This window comes from Clostridium gasigenes (assembly GCF_017348895.1).
GTDB lineage: Bacteria > Bacillota > Clostridia > Clostridiales > Clostridiaceae > Clostridium > Clostridium gasigenes.
In genome coordinates, this window is the sequence record NZ_CP071376.1 from 2946447 (window position 1) to 2967908 (window position 21462).

27 protein-coding genes and 1 other annotated feature are annotated in these 21462 nt (G+C 27.1%); of the genes, 24 read left to right on the forward strand and 3 right to left on the reverse strand.

Annotation, left to right across the window (positions count from 1 at the left end):
• Positions 1-140: 140 nt before the first annotated feature.
• The 10 genes from J1C67_RS13675 (at position 141) to J1C67_RS13720 (ending at position 5855) form a co-directional block, all read left to right on the forward strand.
• Positions 141-572: an HD domain-containing protein gene (locus J1C67_RS13675; protein ID WP_244980284.1), complete on the forward strand. Its 432-nt coding sequence runs from the start codon at positions 141-143 to the stop codon at positions 570-572.
• Between the two features lie 83 nt (positions 573-655).
• Positions 656-1162 carry a GNAT family N-acetyltransferase gene (locus J1C67_RS13680; protein ID WP_167867322.1) on the forward strand — a complete coding sequence of 169 codons (507 nt, stop codon included), beginning with the start codon at positions 656-658 and terminating at the stop codon, positions 1160-1162.
• A gap of 52 nt (positions 1163-1214) precedes the next feature.
• On the forward strand, positions 1215-1526 hold the full coding sequence (locus J1C67_RS13685; RefSeq protein WP_167867321.1) for a hypothetical protein: 312 nt from the start codon (positions 1215-1217) through the stop codon (positions 1524-1526).
• Between the two features lie 87 nt (positions 1527-1613).
• Positions 1614-2387 (forward strand): MBL fold metallo-hydrolase, encoded by a 774-nt coding sequence (locus tag J1C67_RS13690; protein ID WP_167867320.1) that lies wholly within the window; start codon positions 1614-1616, stop codon positions 2385-2387.
• A 93-nt stretch (positions 2388-2480) separates the two neighbouring features.
• Positions 2481-3008: a flavodoxin domain-containing protein gene (locus J1C67_RS13695; protein ID WP_167867319.1), complete on the forward strand. Its 528-nt coding sequence runs from the start codon at positions 2481-2483 to the stop codon at positions 3006-3008.
• A gap of 310 nt (positions 3009-3318) precedes the next feature.
• Complete coding sequence (locus tag J1C67_RS13700; protein ID WP_167867318.1) at positions 3319-3744, forward strand: nucleotidyltransferase domain-containing protein; 426 nt, start codon at positions 3319-3321, stop codon at positions 3742-3744.
• Positions 3731-4174, forward strand: a complete 444-nt coding sequence (locus J1C67_RS13705) for a HepT-like ribonuclease domain-containing protein (protein ID WP_167867317.1) — start codon at positions 3731-3733, stop codon at positions 4172-4174. The genes J1C67_RS13700 and J1C67_RS13705 overlap by 14 nt, the downstream gene beginning before the upstream one ends.
• A gap of 68 nt (positions 4175-4242) precedes the next feature.
• Positions 4243-4464, forward strand: coding sequence for a hypothetical protein (locus J1C67_RS13710; RefSeq protein ID WP_167867316.1), 222 nt, complete (start codon positions 4243-4245; stop codon positions 4462-4464).
• A gap of 1 nt (position 4465) precedes the next feature.
• The gene (locus J1C67_RS13715) at positions 4466-5053 is read left to right on the forward strand and encodes a DUF6434 domain-containing protein (protein WP_167867331.1); all 588 of its coding nucleotides are present in this window, start codon (positions 4466-4468) and stop codon (positions 5051-5053) included.
• A gap of 85 nt (positions 5054-5138) precedes the next feature.
• The gene (locus J1C67_RS13720; protein WP_167867315.1) at positions 5139-5855 is read left to right on the forward strand and encodes a glycerophosphodiester phosphodiesterase; all 717 of its coding nucleotides are present in this window, start codon (positions 5139-5141) and stop codon (positions 5853-5855) included.
• Between the two features lie 109 nt (positions 5856-5964).
• Here the strand turns inward: J1C67_RS13720 and J1C67_RS13725 are convergent, their stop codons facing one another.
• Positions 5965-6387 (reverse strand): zinc ribbon domain-containing protein, encoded by a 423-nt coding sequence (locus J1C67_RS13725; RefSeq protein ID WP_089971215.1) that lies wholly within the window; start codon positions 6385-6387, stop codon positions 5965-5967.
• A gap of 151 nt (positions 6388-6538) precedes the next feature.
• On the opposite strand from J1C67_RS13725, the gene J1C67_RS13730 reads away from it, so the two are divergent.
• The 10 genes from J1C67_RS13730 to J1C67_RS13775 all read left to right on the forward strand — a co-directional run bounded on the left by J1C67_RS13730 (position 6539) and on the right by J1C67_RS13775 (position 14499).
• Positions 6539-6922 (forward strand): hypothetical protein, encoded by a 384-nt coding sequence (locus tag J1C67_RS13730; protein ID WP_089971218.1) that lies wholly within the window; start codon positions 6539-6541, stop codon positions 6920-6922.
• A 33-nt stretch (positions 6923-6955) separates the two neighbouring features.
• Positions 6956-7190 (forward strand) — a binding site (T-box leader).
• Between the two features lie 53 nt (positions 7191-7243).
• Positions 7244-7903 carry an amino acid ABC transporter permease gene (locus tag J1C67_RS13735; protein WP_167867314.1) on the forward strand — a complete coding sequence of 220 codons (660 nt, stop codon included), beginning with the start codon at positions 7244-7246 and terminating at the stop codon, positions 7901-7903.
• A complete protein-coding gene (locus tag J1C67_RS13740; RefSeq protein ID WP_089971224.1) occupies positions 7884-8561 on the forward strand; it encodes an amino acid ABC transporter permease in 678 nt (225 codons plus the stop codon). The genes J1C67_RS13735 and J1C67_RS13740 overlap by 20 nt, the downstream gene beginning before the upstream one ends.
• Positions 8562-8585: 24 nt before the next feature.
• Positions 8586-9332, forward strand: a complete 747-nt coding sequence (locus J1C67_RS13745; RefSeq protein ID WP_089971227.1) for an amino acid ABC transporter ATP-binding protein — start codon at positions 8586-8588, stop codon at positions 9330-9332.
• A gap of 61 nt (positions 9333-9393) precedes the next feature.
• Positions 9394-10227, forward strand: coding sequence for a cysteine ABC transporter substrate-binding protein (locus tag J1C67_RS13750; RefSeq protein WP_089971229.1), 834 nt, complete (start codon positions 9394-9396; stop codon positions 10225-10227).
• A gap of 181 nt (positions 10228-10408) precedes the next feature.
• Positions 10409-11005, forward strand: a complete 597-nt coding sequence (locus J1C67_RS13755) for an NUDIX domain-containing protein (protein WP_242873991.1) — start codon at positions 10409-10411, stop codon at positions 11003-11005.
• A 223-nt stretch (positions 11006-11228) separates the two neighbouring features.
• Complete coding sequence (locus tag J1C67_RS13760; protein ID WP_089971235.1) at positions 11229-11411, forward strand: (2Fe-2S)-binding protein; 183 nt, start codon at positions 11229-11231, stop codon at positions 11409-11411.
• A 279-nt stretch (positions 11412-11690) separates the two neighbouring features.
• Complete coding sequence (locus J1C67_RS13765; RefSeq protein WP_167867313.1) at positions 11691-12560, forward strand: radical SAM/SPASM domain-containing protein; 870 nt, start codon at positions 11691-11693, stop codon at positions 12558-12560.
• 81 nt (positions 12561-12641) lie between these two features.
• Complete coding sequence (locus tag J1C67_RS13770) at positions 12642-13472, forward strand: HAD family hydrolase (protein ID WP_167867312.1); 831 nt, start codon at positions 12642-12644, stop codon at positions 13470-13472.
• A gap of 46 nt (positions 13473-13518) precedes the next feature.
• Entirely contained in the window at positions 13519-14499 is a 981-nt protein-coding gene (locus J1C67_RS13775) for an aromatic acid exporter family protein (protein WP_167867311.1), read from the forward strand.
• A 50-nt stretch (positions 14500-14549) separates the two neighbouring features.
• Here J1C67_RS13775 and J1C67_RS13780 read toward each other — a convergent pair whose 3' ends face one another.
• Complete coding sequence (locus J1C67_RS13780; protein WP_167867310.1) at positions 14550-15470, reverse strand: DUF1002 domain-containing protein; 921 nt, start codon at positions 15468-15470, stop codon at positions 14550-14552.
• Positions 15471-15726: 256 nt separating this feature from the next.
• Here J1C67_RS13780 and J1C67_RS13785 point away from each other — a divergent pair, with 256 nt between their 5' ends.
• Together J1C67_RS13785 and msrB are read left to right on the forward strand one after the other, a co-directional pair.
• Positions 15727-15906, forward strand: a complete 180-nt coding sequence (locus tag J1C67_RS13785) for a hypothetical protein (protein WP_207713944.1) — start codon at positions 15727-15729, stop codon at positions 15904-15906.
• A gap of 178 nt (positions 15907-16084) precedes the next feature.
• Positions 16085-16546, forward strand: a complete 462-nt coding sequence (msrB, locus tag J1C67_RS13790) for a peptide-methionine (R)-S-oxide reductase MsrB (RefSeq protein WP_089971249.1) — start codon at positions 16085-16087, stop codon at positions 16544-16546.
• Between the two features lie 89 nt (positions 16547-16635).
• Here the strand turns inward: msrB and J1C67_RS13795 are convergent, their stop codons facing one another.
• Positions 16636-18603 (reverse strand): sensor histidine kinase, encoded by a 1968-nt coding sequence (locus tag J1C67_RS13795; protein ID WP_167867309.1) that lies wholly within the window; start codon positions 18601-18603, stop codon positions 16636-16638.
• Positions 18604-18935: 332 nt separating this feature from the next.
• On the opposite strand from J1C67_RS13795, the gene J1C67_RS13800 reads away from it, so the two are divergent.
• Both J1C67_RS13800 and J1C67_RS13805 read left to right on the forward strand, forming a co-directional pair.
• Entirely contained in the window at positions 18936-20165 is a 1230-nt protein-coding gene (locus tag J1C67_RS13800; RefSeq protein ID WP_243176842.1) for a transglutaminase domain-containing protein, read from the forward strand.
• A 305-nt stretch (positions 20166-20470) separates the two neighbouring features.
• Positions 20471-21337 carry a DegV family protein gene (locus J1C67_RS13805; RefSeq protein WP_167867307.1) on the forward strand — a complete coding sequence of 289 codons (867 nt, stop codon included), beginning with the start codon at positions 20471-20473 and terminating at the stop codon, positions 21335-21337.
• Positions 21338-21462: the final 125 nt, after the last annotated feature.

The following is a 21462-nucleotide window of genomic DNA, read 5'->3' on the forward strand; positions in this document are numbered from 1 at the left end:
GGAGGAAAAATAGAAATGGATATGATTGAGAATATAAAAGAAGATATTAAAATAAGATGTGAAGGTCCAAATGTTTTTTTGGTATTGGGAGTTATGAGCATGTTGAAAGTGTAGCAAATAATGCTGTTGAACTTGTCAACATATATCAAGCAGATGTTGAAATATGTGAGGTTGCAGGGTGGTTACATGATATAGCTTCAATTACAGATTACAAGATGTACGAAAATCATCATATACATGGTGAAAATATGGCTGAGGAAATCCTAAAATCATATAATTACCCAGAAGATAAAATTGAGTTAGTTAAATTGTACATATTGAATCACCGTGGAAGTGTATTAAAAGAAAAAACAACTAAGGAAGAAATATGCGTTAGTGATGCTGATGCCATTTCTCATTATGATACATTGCCATCACTATTTTATTTGGCATTTGTTCAAAGAAAGCTGAATATTGATGATGGAGTGGAGTTTGTTAAAAGTAAACTTGAAAGAAGCTATAATAAAATGTCTCAAGAAAGCAAGGAATATTATAAAACTAAAAAAGATTTGGTTCAATCTATCTTAAGCTAATGAGCAATATTTTCTAGAACATATATATAGTAAGAACTAGGGCTGGAAAATTCAGAAAAATATTATAAAGGAAATGGTGAAGTATGAAAGAATTTGATATGTTAAAATTTGAGTTATTAGAAGAGAAGGATATAGAAATATTAACACCAATTATGGAGAAATCTTTTGATGAAGATGCAAGAATACATCTTAATGAGCCAAAAGGTGGACCACCAGGGTATGATAATGGTGATTTTCTGCGAGAATATGGATTAAGTAAAGAGTCTACTTCATACAAAATATCATTAGATGGACAGGCGATAGGTTGCATAATATTATGGATAAATAATGAAACTAAAATTAATTTTTTAGGCAATATTTTTATTGATGTGAGTCTTCAAAATAAGGGGATTGGAAAAAGAGTTTGGAGATTTATAGAAGAAGAATATCCAAATACAATTAAATGGTGTACAGATACTCCAGGTTTCTCAAAAAGGAACCATAATTTTTATGTGAACAAGTGTGGGTTTCATATTGTAAGAATTGAAAATCCTATGGATAAATATGAATGTAGTTATATTATGGAGAAGGAAATTAATCCAAAATATTAAAAAATATGGTTAATAAATAGTTTAAGGTACACGATATATAGGAGTGATTATCATGAAAAATAAAGGATATCTAATATTTGGAGTTTCGTTAAGCATAGTATCCTTAATATTAGTATTTATAGGAGCTATATTAAATATAGTAGTATGTATTATAAGCTTGATTTGTCTTTTTATTGGGATATTAATAGTTATGCATTGGAGTACTGTTGGTTATATGTGGGTCTGTGACAAGTGTGGAGAAAAATTTAGAATAACACTAAAAGAAAATATTATAGGGGTTAATTCTGGAGTTAATTATAAAAATTTATATTGCCCTAAATGTAATAAGAAAACCATGTGTAAGGGGATAGTATATAAGAATTAATAAAAAATACTAGGATAGATAGTATGTTGATTTAAAAAAATTATCTGAATGATATTAATTATAATGTAGAATAGGCGGAGCGTAGAGATGGATAATTGGTTTACTATTGAAAAAATTGATGATATGACATTTGCCATAAGTGAATATGGACATTGGGAAAAAGTACACTCCTATCTTTTAATTGGAACTAAATATGCACTTTTAATAGACACTGGGTTAGGTATAGGAAATATAAAAAATGAAGTTGATAAATTAACTAGTCTACCAGTTAAAGTCATTACTACTCATTGTCACTGGGATCATATAGGCGGGCATAAATATTTTAAAGATATTTATATACATGAGGATGATGCAGAGTGGCTTAAAAGAGGGCTACCAATACCAATTGAAGTAATAAGAAATAGCATAGTTAAGGAGCCGTTTAGTAAAGAAACACCTGAAAAGTTTGATATAAAAAAATATACCGTTTATAAAGATGAATCAACGAAAATATTGAAGGATAATTATATTATAGATATTGGTTCAAGAAAAGTAAAAGTATTACATACTCCAGGACATTCACCAGGGCATATTTGTCTCTTTGAGGAAGAAAAAGGTTACTTATACACTGGGGATTTAATATATCTAGGAACACTTTATGCATTTTATCCAAGTACAAATCCTATAGAATTTAAAAAATCTATAGAGAAAATATGTTGCTTGAATAATATAACAAAAATTTTACCAGGTCATAATGAGTTAGACTTAAAGTTAGATATTATAAGGCAAATTCAAAATTCGTTTATATTAATAGAAAAAAATAATTTATTAGAACATGGCAGTGGAACTTTTGATTTTGGAGATTTTAGAATACAATTATAGAGGATATAGGAGGATGAGGTTATATTGGTATATTACTTAAGGTTTTAATTAGTTAGGGATTGTTAGAAAATTTATAATGAGAGGGGATGTATTATGAAAACTTTAGTAATATATAAATCACAAACGGGTTTTACAAAGAAATATGCGAAGTGGATTGCAGAAGGCTTAACAGCCGATATTATTAATGTATCTGAAATGAATAATGATAGGCTACAAAACTACGATACCATTATTTATGGAGGGGGATTATATGCTGGTGGCATAAGTGGAATAAAAGCTATAACTAAAAATATTGATAAAATTAAGGATAAAAGAATTATAGTTTTTGCTACAGGAGTATGTCCAGGAAGAGATGAAGAGTTAGAACAAGTAAAAAAAACAAACTTTACTGAGTATCAAGAAAGATATATTAAGTTCTTCTATTTACGAGGAGGATTTAATTATCAAAAACTTAATGTTATTAATAAGATACTTATGTCATTACTAAAATTGAAATTGAAGACTAAAAAGGATTTAACTCCTGACGAACGTGGAATGTTAGCAGTATATGATAAGCCTATTGATTTCACAAATAAGAAAAATATATGCAAATTAATTGACTATGTTACTTTGGATTCTTAATACATCACTCAGTAGCCTTTAATTTAATACAAATGGACTTTTCAAAAAATTAGTAAACTGTGCTTAAATTTAAAAGTACAGTTTATTAATTTTTATCTGCTAAAAGTATTATTAGCTACTGAGGGTAGGTTGTTTAAATTATATTAATTGGATATAATTGAACTACTCTCTACTTTAGAAGTAGGAGTTTATCAAAAGTAAAGAGGAATTCAGAATTTAGCACGGAATAGTTAAAAATTAATAGAAAAATTAGTATTTTTAAAAAAATGTATAATATATAGAAATTTATATTGATAATATGGAGGGAACTATGGAAAAGGTAATGATAAAAAATTGTAAAGTTGAATCAGATAAATTACAGAATATAATTTCAATTGGTGTATTTGGAAGCTATCATGAAAATTGCTTTAATAAAGATCGAAGTGATATAGATATTATGGTTCTTTCATCGATAGAATTAGAATTAGATGATGAATTTGAAATAGAAGATTACTTGCAAGTTATATTATCAGAATACTTTTGCCATGATAATATACATTATACTTTTATAAGTGGATTTAGTTATCCATTTAGCGAGTTGTTTATAATAAGTAAGGATAAAATAATTTTTAAAGAGGAAGATTATTTAGAATATGTACTGGGATATTCGTCTTTTAAAAGAGATCGGGAAAATCTTGAAATAATAAGAGAACAAAACTTAAAGGATTTGGAGGGTTATAGAAATGGTATATTATAAATATAAAAAGGAAAAGTTAGAAGAAAAGTTCTTGGAAAGTAAGGTGTTTCTAGAGAAAATTAGAGAATGTATAAAGAGGAACATTGATGGTGAGGATGATATAATTGATGAAGCTATGATATCATATTTTAATTCTTTTTGTGAATTTATAATTGATATGTGTGAAACTTATTTAGTTTCAACAGAAAACTATGTTCCAAATAAATCAGGTCCAGATATTATAGAATTATCAAGTGATTTTGGATTTATTTCCTGTAAAGATTCAAAAAAACTACAAAATATAGTAAAGTTAAGAAATAGATATACTCATGATTATTATCAAAGAAAACTAGCGAGGGAAAGAATTTTAAAGTTATGTAGAACAGATTTAACAACACTAGAGATGTTTTTAGAGATTTCATCTGAGAAAATAATATTAGTTTTGGGATAAAGTTTGAATTAACCCGCTGAAAAAAGCAGTTAAATTTATATAGAATTATTTTAAAAGGGAGGTGTGAAATGATAAGAAGCACTATATACACAATGATTGCAATTTTTATTGCTTTATTACTAAAAGGGATTACTTACGAAGTTGGAGGTTTTAATTTTGCTAATGCACCATTATTTTCTTTGTATTTTGTATATGATTGTATTATTTTAGTTGCTTATGGGGTAACAATTGAATATGTTATACAAAAAATAAGGGCTAATAAAGATAAAAAACGACGAAAGGATGGATAAAATGACAACTAGACCTATATTAAGCAGTAGGTTAGATAGTGAGACATTTAAAGCATATTATTATTTAAAAGAAGAGTTGGTGTTGTTTTGTAAAGAAGTAGGACTGCAATCAACTGGAGGGAAAGAGTCATTAACAGAACGAATTTATTGCTTTTTGGATACTGGTAAAAAATTAAGGGTTACAAATAATAAGAAAGTAACAGTTGATATTGGTAAAATCACATTGGAGAGTGTTATTGAAGAAAATTTTGTATGTTCAGAGAAACATAGAGCTTTCTTTAAAGAGGTTATTGGAAGTGGATTTTCATTTAATGTGATATTTCAAAAATGGTTAAAATCTAATACAGGAAAAACATATTCAAGAGCTGTGGATGCCTACTATAATATACAAGAGGAAAAGAAAGTAGTGGCAACAAAAATTGACAGTCAATTTGAATATAACACTTATATTAGAGATTTTTTTAATGATAATAAAGGAAAATTATTATCAGATGCTATTAAATGTTGGAAATATAAAAAGAGGTTACAAGGGCATAATAGATATGAGACAAAAGATTTATTAGTATTGGATTTAGACATTATAAAATAAATAATCAAGGATAATAGGCTGCTATTTATTTTATGATGCCTTATTTTAGTGATATAGAAAAAATAGATATATAGGAGGAGTTCTAATGATAGTTTTTGCACATAGAGGGGCAAGTTCAGATTATCCTGAAAACACAATTTTAGCTTTTGAAAAAGCAATAGAAATAGGGGCTACTGGTTTAGAACTTGATGTTCACAAAAGTCGCGATAATAAATTAGTTATAATTCATGATGAGGACATTGAACGTACTTTTAAGGGAAAAGGACAAGTTTGTAATTTTACATTAAAAGAGCTTAGAAAATTTAAAAATAGAAAAGTTATGTTTAGTGAAAATAGTAAATGTGGAATTCCAACATTAGAAGAGGTTCTTGAATTAATTAAGGATGAAATAGAAATAGTACTTAATATAGAGTTGAAAACAGATGTTATTAGCTATAATGAAATTGAAGATGATGTAATAAAATTAGTAGAAAAATATAATATGGAAAATAGGATTATATTATCTAGTTTTAATCATGAATCAATTAGAAAGTGTAAACAAATAAATCATAATATAAAAACTGGAATGTTATATTATGAGGTTTGTGATGCAATAAAAATGGCGAAAAAAATTAATGCAGACGCAATTCATCCAAATGCACAATTAGTTACAAAAGAACTTATTGAGGAATGTCATAAAAACAACATAAAAGTTAACTCATATACTGTTAATTCACCTATTGCTATGAGAAAGTTTGTGGAGTGGAACATAGATGGCATGTTTACAGATTCTCCAGAACTTTTACTAGAAGTTGTAGAATAAATCTAAATAAACAAATAAAGCACTAGTAGAACTTAATTATACCTAAGTATTAGGGTGGTTATTTTATACTAGTGCTTTTATTAGTTCTCTAATGTTTTTTTTGAGTTCCCTAAGTTCTTGAATCAAATTTATTAGAACATTTTTTACATGTTACTACAATCTTTCCTCTTTTCCTTGGTAATCTTAGTTTCTGCTTACAGCTTGGACATTTGATTATTTTATATTTCCTCTTTTGAGCCATAGAAAGTTTAATTTGATTAATAGCTACTGATAAACTATTTAAATCTAGGTTTGGTACAGAACTAGGTAATTTTTTTCCAAATTTACCTAAAAGTTTATTTGCATAGCTAGTAAATTTATTAAGTTCCATTTTTCTTCTATAAATATCTTTAGAAAAAGCTCTATAAATAGCGAAAAATAAAAGTGCTAATCCTAGATATTTAGTAAAATCCCAAATGCTAAATATACTACTTAGCAATATTAGGAAAACTGAAAACATATCAAAACCATATGTGTTTTTAAAGAAATTCATATTATCACTCCTCATCTATTCATCTTTGTGTTTAATAATATTATAACGGACAATTAAGAAAGTGTATAGAAGATAAATATTAATTGTTTATGTCAACTTTTTTGTAAATAAGCATAGGATAAATAAAGAAATAAAAGTAGGTGATAAAATATTGGGTATAAAAGAAATGATGATAAAAAGATTTTTAAGATTCAAAATAATTAGAGATCTCCCAGGTCAATTAGTAATAAGGTTTGACAATAATACAAACATACAAAGTGAGGGTGAACAGTATGAAAGTCTATTAGTTAAAGGGGTAAAACTATTAGATGGAATAAATGATTTGCAGTTTGACTATAGTAGAAATCTCATTGGCATAAGCTATGATATAAAAAAATTACAAACAAAAAAGGTATTAGCTTGGATACAAATTATAATGGATACGCTAGTAGACAATTTTAGTTTTATAAAAGATAATTGGGAAAGAAATTCAAACGTAGTTGTGAATAAAATTGAAAGTCAATTAAAAACTAAGAAACAAAACCTGTATAAATAGATTGACAGATATATGAAATTAAGATATTATAAAATAAATACATTGAAGAAGGAAAGTAATTATTGTTTAAGATTACAGAGAAGAAGATTAGCTGAGAGCTTCTATCAAGAATATTAATGAAGTGCCCTTTGGAGTAGGATGTTCGAAATTTTTAGTAGAGCATTTGCGGATCGCCGCTTACAGCGAAATGGTATGTTTGTACCAATATTCAATGGGATAATTTTATCCCGCATAGAGTGGAATAACGAAGTTTAGCTTTGTCTCTTTTAATAGAGGCAGAGCTTTTTTTATTTACACAAATTTCAAAAGAGGAGTGAGAGCATGGATTGGAGTTTTATTATTAAAAATGTACCTATATATATTGAGGCAACTATTTTAACGCTAACATTAGCAGCCCTTGGAATAATATTGTCAATAGTTATTGGGGTAATATGCAGTAATATAATTTATTTTAAAGTTAGGGTTTTGGGAGTGTTAGCAAAGGGATATATAGAAGTTTCAAGAAATACGCCATTATTAATTCAATTATTCTTTTTATATTATGGGTTAACTAAGCTTGGAGTGAAAATTACAGGATTTACCTGTGGAGTTATAGGACTATCATTTTTAGGCGGAAGTTATATGGCAGAAAGTTTTAGGGGAGGGCTTGAGGCAGTACCTAAATCACAAATAGAATCAGGGATAAGTTTAGGATTATCAAAGTTTCAAGTTTTTAGATATATAATAATTCCACAAGCTTTTTCAATAGCAATACCTTCAATAGGAGCAAATTGTTTATTTTTGTTAAAAGAAACTTCCATAGTTGGTGCTATAGCAATAGCAGATTTAATGTTTGTAGCTAAGGATTTAATAGGAATGTATTATAAAACAAAAGAAGCTCTATTTATGCTAGTTATTGCATATTTAATAATTTTATTGCCAATGTCTATATTAATAACTTGGCTAGAGAGGAGGTCAAGAAATGCTGAATACGGATTATAGAGTTATATTTGAAGGAAATAATTTAATGAGATTACTTGAAGGGTTATTTGTAACAGCGAGAATAGCTTTTATATCAGTAATAATTGCTTGTATTTTAGGCTTAGTATTTGGAGTAGTAATGACATCAAAATCTAAAGTAGTTAAGATTATTTCAAAAATATACCTAGAAACAATTAGAATAATACCAATTTTAGTTTGGTTATTTATAGTTTACTTTGGAGTTGCTAGTGCTTTTAATCTTAATTTAAATGGCGAGGTAGTTTCTATAGTAGTATTCTCTCTATGGGGAATAGCTGAAATGGGAGATATAGTTAGAGGTGCAATAACATCAATACCAAAACACCAAGAAGAAGCAGCTCTTGCACTTGGATTAAATAAAATTAATATTTATATATATGTGTTAATACCACAAGCGGTTAGACGGATTATTCCAGGGGGCATTAATTTAGCTACTAGAATGATAAAGACAACTTCATTAGTAGTATTAATTGGAGTTGTAGAAGTAGTTAAAGTTGGTCAACAAATAATAGAGGTTTCATTATTAAAAGCACCAACAGCATCATTTTGGGTATATGGATTTATATTTATACTTTACTTTATAATATGTTATCCACTTTCGGCTTTATCTAGAAAACTAGAGCAAAAGTGGGTAGGGTAATTAGCAAAATTGGGAGGAATAGTTATGGAAAACGAGATTTTATTAAAAATAGATAATTTGAAAAAAAATTACGATAATATTACAGCTTTAGAAGATATTAATTTAGAAGTTCATAAAGGAGAGGTTTTAGTAATACTTGGACCTTCAGGTTGTGGTAAAAGTACCTTTTTAAGATGCTTAAATGGTTTAGAAGAAATAAAGGAAGGAACTATAACTTTTGGAAACAAAGGAATAATAGGAAAAGATGTTAAATGGGAAGAGGTTAGAGGGGAAATAGGAATGGTATTTCAAAGCTATGAATTATTTCCACATATGAATGTTATAGATAATATTTTACTTGGGCCTATGAAAGCTCAAAAGAGAGATAAAAAAGAAGTAGAAAAGCAAGGCGAGGAGCTATTAAAAAGAATAGGACTAGAAGATAGAAAAAAATCTTTTCCAAGACAATTATCTGGAGGACAAAAACAAAGAATAGCTATAGTACGAGCCTTGTGTATGAACCCTAAGGTAATGTTGTTTGATGAAATTACAGCAGCCTTAGATCCGGAAATGGTAAGAGAAGTATTAGATGTAATGCTTGAACTTGCAAAGAATGGTATGACTATGATTATAGTTACTCATGAAATGCAATTTGCTAAAGAAGTAGCAGATAGAATTGTATTTATGGATAAAGGGAAAATATGCGAAATATCAAATCCAAATGAGTTTTTTGAAAATCCAAAATCAGAAAGAGCAAAACAATTTCTAAATATATTTAAATATAAGGTATAAAATAAGTAAATACAATCCGTCTAGAATATGCTAGACGAGATATTATAAGGGGGAAAATAAAATGAAATTAATTAAAAAAGTATCATCATTATTAGTAATATTAACAGTTGGAGTTGGGGTTTTTGTAGGATGTGGAAATAAAAGTTCTGAAAAAAGTGCAATAGATATTATTAAAGAACGTGGAACAATTAAAGTTGGAGTATTTAGTGATAAGCCACCTTTTGGATACGTAGATGCTAATGGGGAAAATCAAGGTTATGATGTGTTTATAGCTAAAAAATTAGCGAAAGATTTACTTGGAGATGAATCAAAGGTAGAATTTGTGCTTGTAGAAGCTGCGAGTAGAGTAGAGTTTTTGCAATCAAATAAGGTTGATTTAATATTAGCAAACTTCACAGTGACTCCAGAAAGACGTGAAGTAGTAGATTTTGCAAATCCTTATATGAAGGTTGCATTAGGAATTGTATCACAAGATGGAACAAAAGTAACTTCAATAGACCAATTGAAGGGGCAAAAAGTTATAGTTAATAAGGGAACAACAGCTGATGCATACTTTACAAAAAACTATCCAGATATAGAATTAGTAAAGTTTGACCATAACACAGAAGCTTTTGAAGCATTAAAAGATAATAGGGGAGCTGCGCTAGCTCATGATAATACATTATTGTTTGCATGGGCAAGAGAAAATGCAGGATATACAGTTGGAATATCATCATTAGGAGAGGAAGATACAATAGCGCCAGCTGTTAAAAAAGGAAATGAAGAATTATTACAATGGGTAAATGCAGAAATAAAATCATTAGGGCAAAATGGTACTATAAGAGAAGCTTATAATGAAACCTTATTACCAGCCTATGGAGATACAGTGAAAATAGAAGATGTAATAATAGAGTAATTATAGTAGAGAAGTTTTATTAATAATTAATATGGAATATTTTTAATAATTAATAAATTAGTATATAATGATAGTAGAAAAGTTTCAAATGATTAAGGGAAATTTAAATAAATAGAAAGTTAGTATATTTATTTGAATTTCCCTAAACTAAAGAAATAACTATGGAATGGAGATTTTAATTATGGAAAGACAAGATGTTAAAATTAAAAATATTACTACTATTGCAGATACACCTTATTTAAAGATGTATAATGCAGAATATACTAATAAGTTTGGGGCTACTAAGAATTGGTCTATTGCATCTAGAAAGCCTTTAGAAACTATTGAAAATATATTTTTTAATGGTGAAGAAGGTAAAATAGATGCTGTTATAATAGTAGCAACTCATATAGATGAAAATAAATTAGTGGTGATAAAGCAATTTAGGGTTCCTCTAAATGATTATGTTTACGAAATTCCAGCAGGGCTTATAGATGCTGGTGAAGAGTTTGAAACAACTGTAAGACGTGAATTAAAAGAGGAAACAGGTCTTGATTTAGTCAAAATTGATTATGAAAAAACTAAATCAAAGTTATATATATCAACAGGAATGACAGATGAATCAGTAGCATTAGTTTATTGCGATTGTAATGGAGAAATATCTGATGATGACTTAGAAGATGATGAGGATATTGAAGTTAAGTTAGTTTCTAAGGAAGAGGCTAAAGAAATAATAGCATCAAGTGAAAAAATAGATATTAAAGCATTGCTTGTAATACAAAATTTTCTTGCTATATAGTTTTTAAAAAACCTTCAACTTGGAGGTTTTTTTTCTTAAAATAAAATTAATGAACTTTGAAAAAGAAAGTCTTAGAAATTTTAGAAGAGATATGAATATTTAATATAAGTTGTGGAAAGATATTAAATATAAAAAAATAATTATATGAATGATAGCTATTTACAAATAATGATTATTATTTTATAATAAAATTACAAACTAACTAATGATTGGAGATAAAATAATGAGTAATGATAAAGTAGTATGTATTTGCAAAAATATAACAGAAGGAATTATAATTGAATCGATAAAAAGTGGTGCTAAATCTTTAGACCAAGTTAAAGAAAAGACAGGGGCAGCTACTGGTGGATGTAAAGGTGCAAGATGTGGAAAGAGAATAATTGAATTAATACAAGAAAATAAATAATTTAAAAAGCTCTTATAAGTAAAATGTAAAAAACTAGTAGAATCATCCTTTACTAGTTTTTTTTGTATATATATTTATATTTTAAAAAAGAAATATTAAAAAATAACAAGCTAATTTGATGGTCTATTTAAACTATAGTTACTCAATTAAAAGCATTATTTTACTTTATGAAAAAAATATATTATATTATAGATATCAATAAGAGAGCTTCAAAAAATAACTAGTTATTTTCTTTTAGCTCTATAAAAATTAATAGTACATAAGAATAGGAGCATTTTAATGAGAAAATTTAAAAAAGTATATATAGAAATAACAAATATATGTAACTTGAATTGTAATTTTTGTCCTAAAACAGGAAGAAAGTTAGAATTTATGGAGGAAGAAGCATTTGAACATGTTTTAAAAAGTGTAAAACCATATACAGATCATATATATTTTCATTTAATGGGAGAACCTTTATTAAATCCAAAGTTAGGAAGGTTTTTAGAAATAAGTAATGAATATGGGTTAAAGGTTAATATAACAACTAATGGAACTTTAATAAAAAATGCGAGGGAGGTATTACTATCGTCACCTGCATTAAGGCAGGTAAATATGTCACTTCATAGCTTTGAAGCTAATGAAGATGATGTTGATTTTGATGAATACATAGATAATATTATTGAATTTGTAAAAGAAGCAAGAGATAATACTAATATAATTACATCTATGAGACTATGGAATTTAGATACAAGACATAAGGCTAGTAATTCATTAAATAAAAATATATTTAAAATACTAGAAGAAAAATTTGAACTTAATTATGATTTAAAAGAGACTTTTACAGAAAAGAATAGCACAAAACTATTTAAAGACGTATATTTAAGTATGGCAGAAAAATTTGAATGGCCAAACATAAATATTGCCCCTTCAAATGAAAGAATGTTTTGTTATGGGCTAAGAGACCAATTTGGAATATTAGTTGATGGAACAGTTGTACCTTGTTGCTTAGATAGTGAAGGAAATATGAATCTTGGGAATATATTTGAAACAGAATTAGAAGAAATATTAGAATCTAAAAGAGCTAGTGATATATATGATGGTTTCTCAAGAAGAACAGCAGTAGAAGATCTATGCAAAACTTGTGGATATGTAAATAAGAAAAGATAAGGCATTTTCAAAAAAATAATAAGCCGATATGTAGAACCCATTGACTTGTTATTTTTGCAAATGACTAAAAAGGAGTTATAAATGCAGTTATTCGTATCAGATTTAGATGGAACATTATTAAATACAGATAGAGAAATATCAGTATACTCTAAAAATGAATTAAACAAGTTAATAGACAGAGGTGTTAATTTTACAATAGCAACAGCAAGAACACCTGCAACAGTAGTCGATATATTAGAAGGACTTAATCTTAAGCTTCCGATTACCCTTATGAATGGAGTTTTGATTTATAATGTAAATGCTAGAAAGTACATAGACATTAAAGAAATAGAAAAACATTTAGTTGAAGATATAATTAATATATTTGAAGAGTTTAATAAGCAAGTATTTATTTATGCAATAAAAAACAATCATTTATTTGTATATCACAAAGAACTTATTAATAAATATGAACAAAAATACTTTGATGAGAGGTGCAATAAATCATTAAAAACTTTTGTGAAAGTTGATAGCTATAAAGATGCGTTAAAAGATTCTAAAGTAATTAATTTTGTAATTTTAGATGATTTTAATAGAGTTAACAAAATTCATGACAAAGTAAGTAATATAAAAGGACTAATTGCAGAATATCACAAAGATATATACGGGGAAGGTCATTATTTTTATGAAGTATATAGCGATAAAGCATCTAAAGCAAATGGTGTTAAATACTTGCAAAGATATGTAGATAGCAAAGAAATTATATCATTTGGAGACAATTTAAATGATATTCCTATGTTTGAGATTTCAACAGAATGTTATGCTATGGGAAATGCAGTAGAGAAATTAAAGGGAATTGCAACAGCTACTATAGGTGATAATAATAGCGATTCAGTTGCAATATTTATAAAAGATAGAATTTTAAAAAAATAGAAAATAAAAAGATAGGTAGATAACTATATATTAGATGGAGGAAAAAATGAAATATATTTATAATTTAGCTTTCAAAATGGCAGTATCAGCTACGATAGCATTAATAATAGCTGAATTGTTAAATTTAGATTATGCAACAGTAGCAGCAGTGATTGCAATTTTGAGCATTCAAGATACTAGAAAAAAAGCCTTGGTTATTGGTAAAAATAGAGTTTTAGCATGTTTAATAGGACTAGCACTATCAATAATTATATACAACTTTATAGGTCATAATTCAATAGGGTTTGGAGTATTTTTAATAATATTTATACCATTAACTTCAAAATTAAAAGTAGAAGAGGGTATGATAGCTACTGTAGTATTATCAACTCACCTTTTAGTAGCGAGTAATATTACTTTAATTATGTTGAAAAACGAACTGCTTTTAATGTTTATTGGGATAGGTATAGCATCAATAGCTAATTTATTTATGCCATCTCTTGAAGATAGTTTTAAAGATGATAGAGAACAAATTGAAAATAGTTTTAGGATTATAATTTCAAGAATGAGTAAATCTTTAATTACTCATTCAGTAGATATTTACGAACAAAAACTAATGGATGAAATAGAAGAAAATCTTAAAGAAAGTAAAAATAGAGCTTATAAAATTGTTAACAACAATTTCTTTAATAGAAGTTCATATTATATAGATTATATAAATATGAGAATAAATCAATTTGATATAATTAAAAAAATGAGAATTCATTTTGAAAAATTTTATATGTCATTTGAACAAACAAAATTAATAGCTGAGTTTACAAATAATGTAGCAGAGAATATAACAGAAGATAATGACTGTAAGGAACTTATGAAAAAGGTTTTACTACTAAGAGAAGAATTTAAGGGAATGGAACTTCCTAAATCTAGAGATGAATTTGAAAATAGAGCGCAATTGTTACAATTCTTAAATGATATTGAAGAGTTCCTAAACCTGAAAAGAAACTTTGCAATAACTTATATAGACAATGAAAATAAGACTTTAGAATAGTGATTTTTACTACTCTAAAGCCTTTTTATTATATTTAAGTATAGTGTATTTTAGTTAGCTTGGGGGTCAACAGCTGAATCCTTAGAAGCTAAGGATTTAAACCAATCACCTATGCCACTTAAGAAATCACCAATACCATCTAGTGCTTTTTGAAAAAAACCACTGTCAGATAGCTGGGTACCTGCTTTATCAAGTGCAGTAGATAGTTGATCAGTAAGATTGTTAAGAGTATCTTTTACTTTACTATAATCTATATTAAGATCTTTTATATCTACCATTAAATTTGTAACATTCTCTTTTTGAGTATCAGATAAAGGGATTTTATAATCTTTAGTAACATCCTGTACTATAGAAGAAACTTCTTCTTCGGTTTTAGGAGCCTTTTTAATTACTGCTGTTTTAACATCGTTAATTACTGCAGCAGCTTCATCAAAACCTATTTCATCAGCTAAAGTAGAGGTAGTTTCAATTTCTTTTTGAGCTGTTTTCTTATTTTTTAAAGATAATTCTTTTCCTTGAATAGCTTCAAAGCCTTTTAATATACCTGATAGGGCAGAAGTACCAGTTACCGGGAAAGGAGAACTAGCTTTAACTTCAGCATTAGTAACACCAGAGGTCAAAAGAGCGTTTGAAAGCATTAAACCTGTTACTTCAGTTAGGTTTTTAGCATCAACTACAATTCCATTATCATTTTTCAATTTTACATAAGAAGAAGAATAGCAACCTCCTTGATAATTAGATTTATCATTAGGATCTAATCCAAGTTGTTTTATAATATCTTCGTTAGTTATTCTATCTATGCTTACGTTATCAGAAGAAACACCAAATCCCTTTAACATTTCTTGCTCTTGAGCATCTGTTAAGTCAGTTCCAAAAGTTACTCTTTCTTTATTTTCAGCTTGTACATTTAAGGTAAAACCAGAAAAAATAAAAATAAAAAGAGTAAGTGTTGATATAATTCGCTTTTTCATATAAAAATTCTCCTTTTAAAAGTTAGGCATTTTTTGAAGATGCCTTATAATTATATTGTACTTTAATATTATTAATTAAACTACTCAAATATTATAGTTTTAAGAATAAATTAAGAAATTCTTATAATGGTGAAATAAAATATAATTTAGTTATAATTATTGTTATTAAATGGTAAAATATAAAGAGAATAATTAAGAGGAGTGGTTTATTATTAATAATTATGATGAGAAGCTTCAAGAGAATAAAAATAAAATAATGGAAAATATAGAATACGGCAGAAGTGTTGGAATTAATAAAATATCAGCAATTTTTGCTATAGAAGATGAAGATAAAGAAGCTTTAGAGAAAGAATTAATAAATTGGTTAATATTAGAAGGCTACAAAGTTTCATTGATTCAAGATGAAATGAAGATATTAGTTATAGAATTAACATGATGTAGACTTTGAAATTTTTTTTGAAGTGACTATTTACACTACAATAGGTAGTAATAGGATACAGTGTAAGTTTATAATGGATATGTGTAAATGTACTACGGATTAAGGTGGATAAAGTAGAGAATAATAAGGTTATAAAGGAACATCAAAAAACAATATGAAAAGTAGGTGAAGATTAATGGAGAAAAAATATGTAAAGAAAAGTAAAGAAAAATTAAAAGAAGAACTTTTAAAAATTGAATATAAGGTAACACAAGAAAGTTTTACAGAACCACCTTTTGATAATAAATATTGGAATTCTTTCGAAGAAGGATTATATGTAGATATCACTACAGGTGAACCTTTATTTATCTCCACTGATAAATTCGAATCTGGTTGTGGATGGCCTTCATTTTCAAAACCAATTGAAAAAACAGCAGTTAAAGAAAAGAGAGATACAAGCTTTGGAATCCATAGAACAGAGGTAAGAGGTAGAAACTCTGAAAGTCATTTAGGACATGTGTTTTGTGATGGACCAGAAGAATTGGGAGGTTTAAGATATTGTATAAATTCTGCAGCATTAAGATTTATACATTTTGAAAATTTAGAAGAAGAAGGATATGAAAAATACTTAGAATTATTTGGGGTTTTGGACGTTTGAAGAAGAGGTTATGCTTGTAGCATAACCTCTTTATTTATGTGTTTGAAAAAATAACAAATCAAGGTGAAATCTATATTTTTAAAGACCACTTACATATAATTTAGAAAATCTGAATATTCAACTTGAATAATATCATGTTTATTTGTATTTTGTACATTAGGAACATGATCAGGATTTTCTGATTTTTCTATAGGAATAGTTAAAATAAATGATGTTCCTTCATTTATTTTGCTTTCTACTTTAATTGTACCATTATGCATTTCAATCATAGATTTACAAAGAGCGAGCCCTATACCACTACCTTCGCTTTTGTTATAGGTAGGGCCATCTACTTGTCTAAATCTCTTGAAAATAATATCAAATTGATCTTCTGCAATTCCAATACCTGTATCAGTAATAATAACAGTAACACAAGTTATATTATCTAAAACAGTAACTGTAATTGTTCCACTTGGAGGTGTAAATTTTAAAGCATTAGATAATAGGTTAAGAATTATACGTTCTATTTTATCGCTATCAACAGGTAAAATTATTTCTTCCACATTTGTATCAAAAATTAAATTTATTTCTTTTTTTTCAGCATAGGCAACTGAACTTAATGTTACTTCTTCAATAACCTCAACAATATTAATTGAAGTTTTATTTATTGTAAAATAGCCAGAATCTATTTTTGTGATATCAATTATATTATTAACAAGTCGCAGAAGTCTAAAACTATTACCTTTTAAATATTTAGTTTTTTCTTTTGCTCTATCGCTGTTGTATATTATTTCTCCATTCTCAGAATAAACATCAAATAATTGTATAGTACTTATTATTATATTAAGGGGAGTTCTTAGTTCGTGAGATACATTTGCAATAAAATTAGTTTTAATAAAATCTAGTTTTTGTCGTTCTTTAAGAGCTTTTCTTTTAAAACAATTTATAACTATACAAATAATTAATAGAAAGAATGTAATAATAGCTACAAAAGATAAAATTCGAATTTTTCTTTTGCTATAGTTAGACTCGGTATTACCTGTATTATAGTAAACTGTTTTATAAAATTTGTTAGGGAACTTATATAAAGATTGGAGTTCTTCGTTGATAAAGAGTATAGGCCCTTTATTAACTGGATTAATGCCTAAAGTACTTATTGATAGAGTACCCTTTAATATGCTAGATGCATAATCTCCAAGTTTAGTGCCAATAGAAAAACCATCATACATATAAGCTCCAATATTAAATCTAGTGCCAAAGGTTTTAAAGCCTCCATAAGTTGGATTAGATGTTTTAGAAAAAATTTTTTCAAGTGAACCATAAGGTGTACTATATCTACCTAAATCGTTTTCTGAATACTTTAACCTTATAGGCGAATAAACTATGTTAAGAGAGTGTTCCTTTGTTAAAGGTGGAATTGAATCATAAGATTGACCTGCATCTACAACATTATAATATAAAGTGTTATTTGGATCAGATAATTTTTTGTTTATATATTCTTCTATTTTATCAAAAAAATAAGTATCTCTTATAGCTTTACTTATTAAAAAATTTATTTGAGTAGTATCCTTATGTTGAATAAGTATAGTATCTAAAAATTCTTCTAAGTTATAAGGCGCAAAAATACCGCCCATATTAGGGCCTATAGGAATAGGATTATCTCCTTCATATCCAAATAAAATTGGGGTAGAGCCAAAGAGCTCAACACCATATTTTTCAAAGAAAGAAGCGGAGTTAGCATCTAGGCAAACGACTAATTTTATATTGTTTTTACTATCTCTAATTAAAGCTTTAATATTTGCTATGATTTCATCATCAGATAAACCTATTGTACTATTTTCGAAAATTTTATAGTTAGGTAAATTATCTTCAATAGATAAACTAAGACCTTCAAATAAAGAACTATGAAAATCAGTCTTATTACATGAATTCATAACAAGAATATTATTGGATGGAATTGCATCAGATACATATTTATTATTATATAAATTAGTATTAGCAAATGATGATATATTAAATGAAAAAGTAATTAAAATTGATAAACAAAATATTAGTAAAAGCTTCTTTATATTAATCATAATTCCTCCGAATGAAATAGTATATAGATATGATATAATTTAAACAACCGAATGTCAATAAATAGATAAAAAACCCTAAATTTGAAATAATATAGAATGGAAATATTCTTAAATTAAAAATGTTTAATCTACTTGATAAAAAATATCCCAAAAAAAAACAAAGAACAAAATTTAATATAGTTTAATCCTTTTAAGTGGTGTAAAATAATATTAATATAATTTAGTCATTTTAAAAAATAAGAAATCAGGTTTAGATATATATTTTTAAAAATGTCTTAAGGTTAGGGAGTGAGGAAAGTGGTTAATATAATGACAGGTAAATATTGATAATTATGATAAATGGAGCTTTTGGAGTAGGCAAAACCTCTGTTGGCAAAAAGTTAATTGATAAAATACCAAATAGTATGATTTATGATCCTGAAGAAGTTGGTTTTATGCTGAAAAATATTATTATAGATAATGTAAAAAAAGACAAAGAATTAACTGATGACTTTCAAGATTTAGAAATATGGAGGAAATTAGTTGTTGAGATAGGTGGAGAATTAATACTTAAATATAAGAAGAACTTAATAGTTCCAATGACAATAAGGAAAAAAGAATATTTAAATTATATATATAATGGATTTAAAGCCTTAGATGGTCAAGTGTACCATTATTGCTTAACAGCATCGTTAGATGAAGTGTATAAAAGACTTTTAAATCGAGGAGATAATATAGGCTCATGGCCATATAAACAAGGTGAAAGTTGTGTTGAATTATTTAAAGAAAGTTTTTTCAAACATCATATTAATACAGAAAATAAGAGCATTGATGAAGTAGTAGAAATAATATTACAGAAAACATCACAGTTTACAGATAAATATTTTTTAGATGAGTTTTTAGGAGAAAGAACTTATACAATAAAAGCTGATAATTTAGATTTAACAGCACTAAATTCAGCTCATCAAAGAATAAAGAATATAGTGAGGAAAAAACCTTGTTGTGAAGTCATAATAAAAATTAATCCTTTAATTATTCAACAACAATTAGATATAGGAGATTTAAATAAATATTTACAATATACAAAATATATACAAAGTGATCACGTTGAAGTTAATAAATTAATAAAAAAAATAATAAAAGATGAAAAGCAGGAAAATATCATTGTTAAGAAAGCATTGAATTTTACAAGAAATATAAAAAATAATGAAGACTTGCTTAAAAGAATCCATAATGGGGAAACTTTTGGAGAAAGTGTAACAGAAACAATAAGAAAGGGAACGGGAACCTGCTTTGAATGTACAAATGTTTTTATTGCTATAATGAGAAATATTGGTATTCCGTGCAAGTTTATTCTAGGTAAAATATCAGCGGAAAACTATCATTCATGGGCAGAAGTATTTATTGAGGAGCAAGGGTGGATTCCTGTTGAAACTCAAAACTATACGAATGATGATATAGAAAATTGGTATTTGGGAATAACGAATAAACATGTTAAAATATTTGAAGGATTAGATTATGATGATATAAATATTAGAATAAATGATATGCAAATAGAAATCAAATCAATAGGGCAGATTTAATTTTAAAGGAATTTTTAAAAATCATAGTCCATTATCAAAGTAATACTTGTAGACTGAACATATGAAAAAAGTGTTTAGTCTATGAGTTTTTTTATGTTCTTTTTTTTAGAAAATTGAAATAATAATAGTGTAAGAAGTTATTATTTTCTAAAAGTGCTATACTAAATATAGAACTTTCAAGGTATTGTAGAGAAAATGGATTATGAGCTGAAGAAGTCAATAAGATTAAAATCAATAAAATTGAGTAATCACAAGCTTTAAAGAGTTACTGTGAGAGCTAAATGTGTTATGGGGGAGAAAATAATATGAAAGTAGTAATTATGACGGATTCTTGTTGTGATTTACCAATAAGTTTTGTAAGAGAAAATAAGATTGAGGTAATGCCTTTAATAGTTAACATAAAAGGAGAAGATATTCCTGATGATTTAGGCGAAACATTAGAGAATAAGGAGTTCTATAATGCACTAAGGGGGGGAGAACTAACATCTACAGCTTGCGCAAATACTTTTGAATATATTAAAAGTTTTAAAAAACATGTAGAAAAAGGTGACGCAGTTATTTATATAGGTTTTTCATCTAGATTAAGTGGATGTATAAATAGCGCTAGTGTTGCAAGAGAGACAGTTCTAGAAGAATATAAAGATGCGGATATTACCGTAATAGATTCCAAAAGCGCATCATTAGGTCTTGGATTAATTGTACATTATGGATGCAATTTATTAAATAGAGGATATACAAAAGAAAAAATAGTAGAATGGATTGAAGAAAATAAACTTAAAGTTAATCATTGGTTTACAGTTGATGATTTAAATCATTTAAAGAGGGGTGGAAGAGTTTCTCAAACAGCAGCAACAGTTGGAACTGTTTTGCACATAAAGCCTATAATGAATGTAAATAATGATGGAAAGCTTATTCCTATTTCAAAAGTTAAAGGGCGAAAAAAATCGATTAGAACTTTAGCTGAGATAGTTAAAGAAAGAATTATAGAGTCAGAAAAGCAAGTAATATTTATAAGTCATGGAGATTGTATTGAAGAGGCTGAACATTTAAAGAACTTATTATTAGAAGAAAATAAAGTTAAAGATATTATTATTAATCCTGTAGGACCTGTTATAGGTTCACATTCAGGACCTGGAACTTTAGCTGTGTTCTTTATTGGAGAAGAAAGATAGTTATTTTTTTGAAGATGCCTTGAGAGATAAAAAAGTTATTATAAGAGAAATCTTATAATAACTTTTTTTATTTATACTGATTAAAAAGACTATGAAAGGGAAGAATATGGATAAGGAGTGATGGA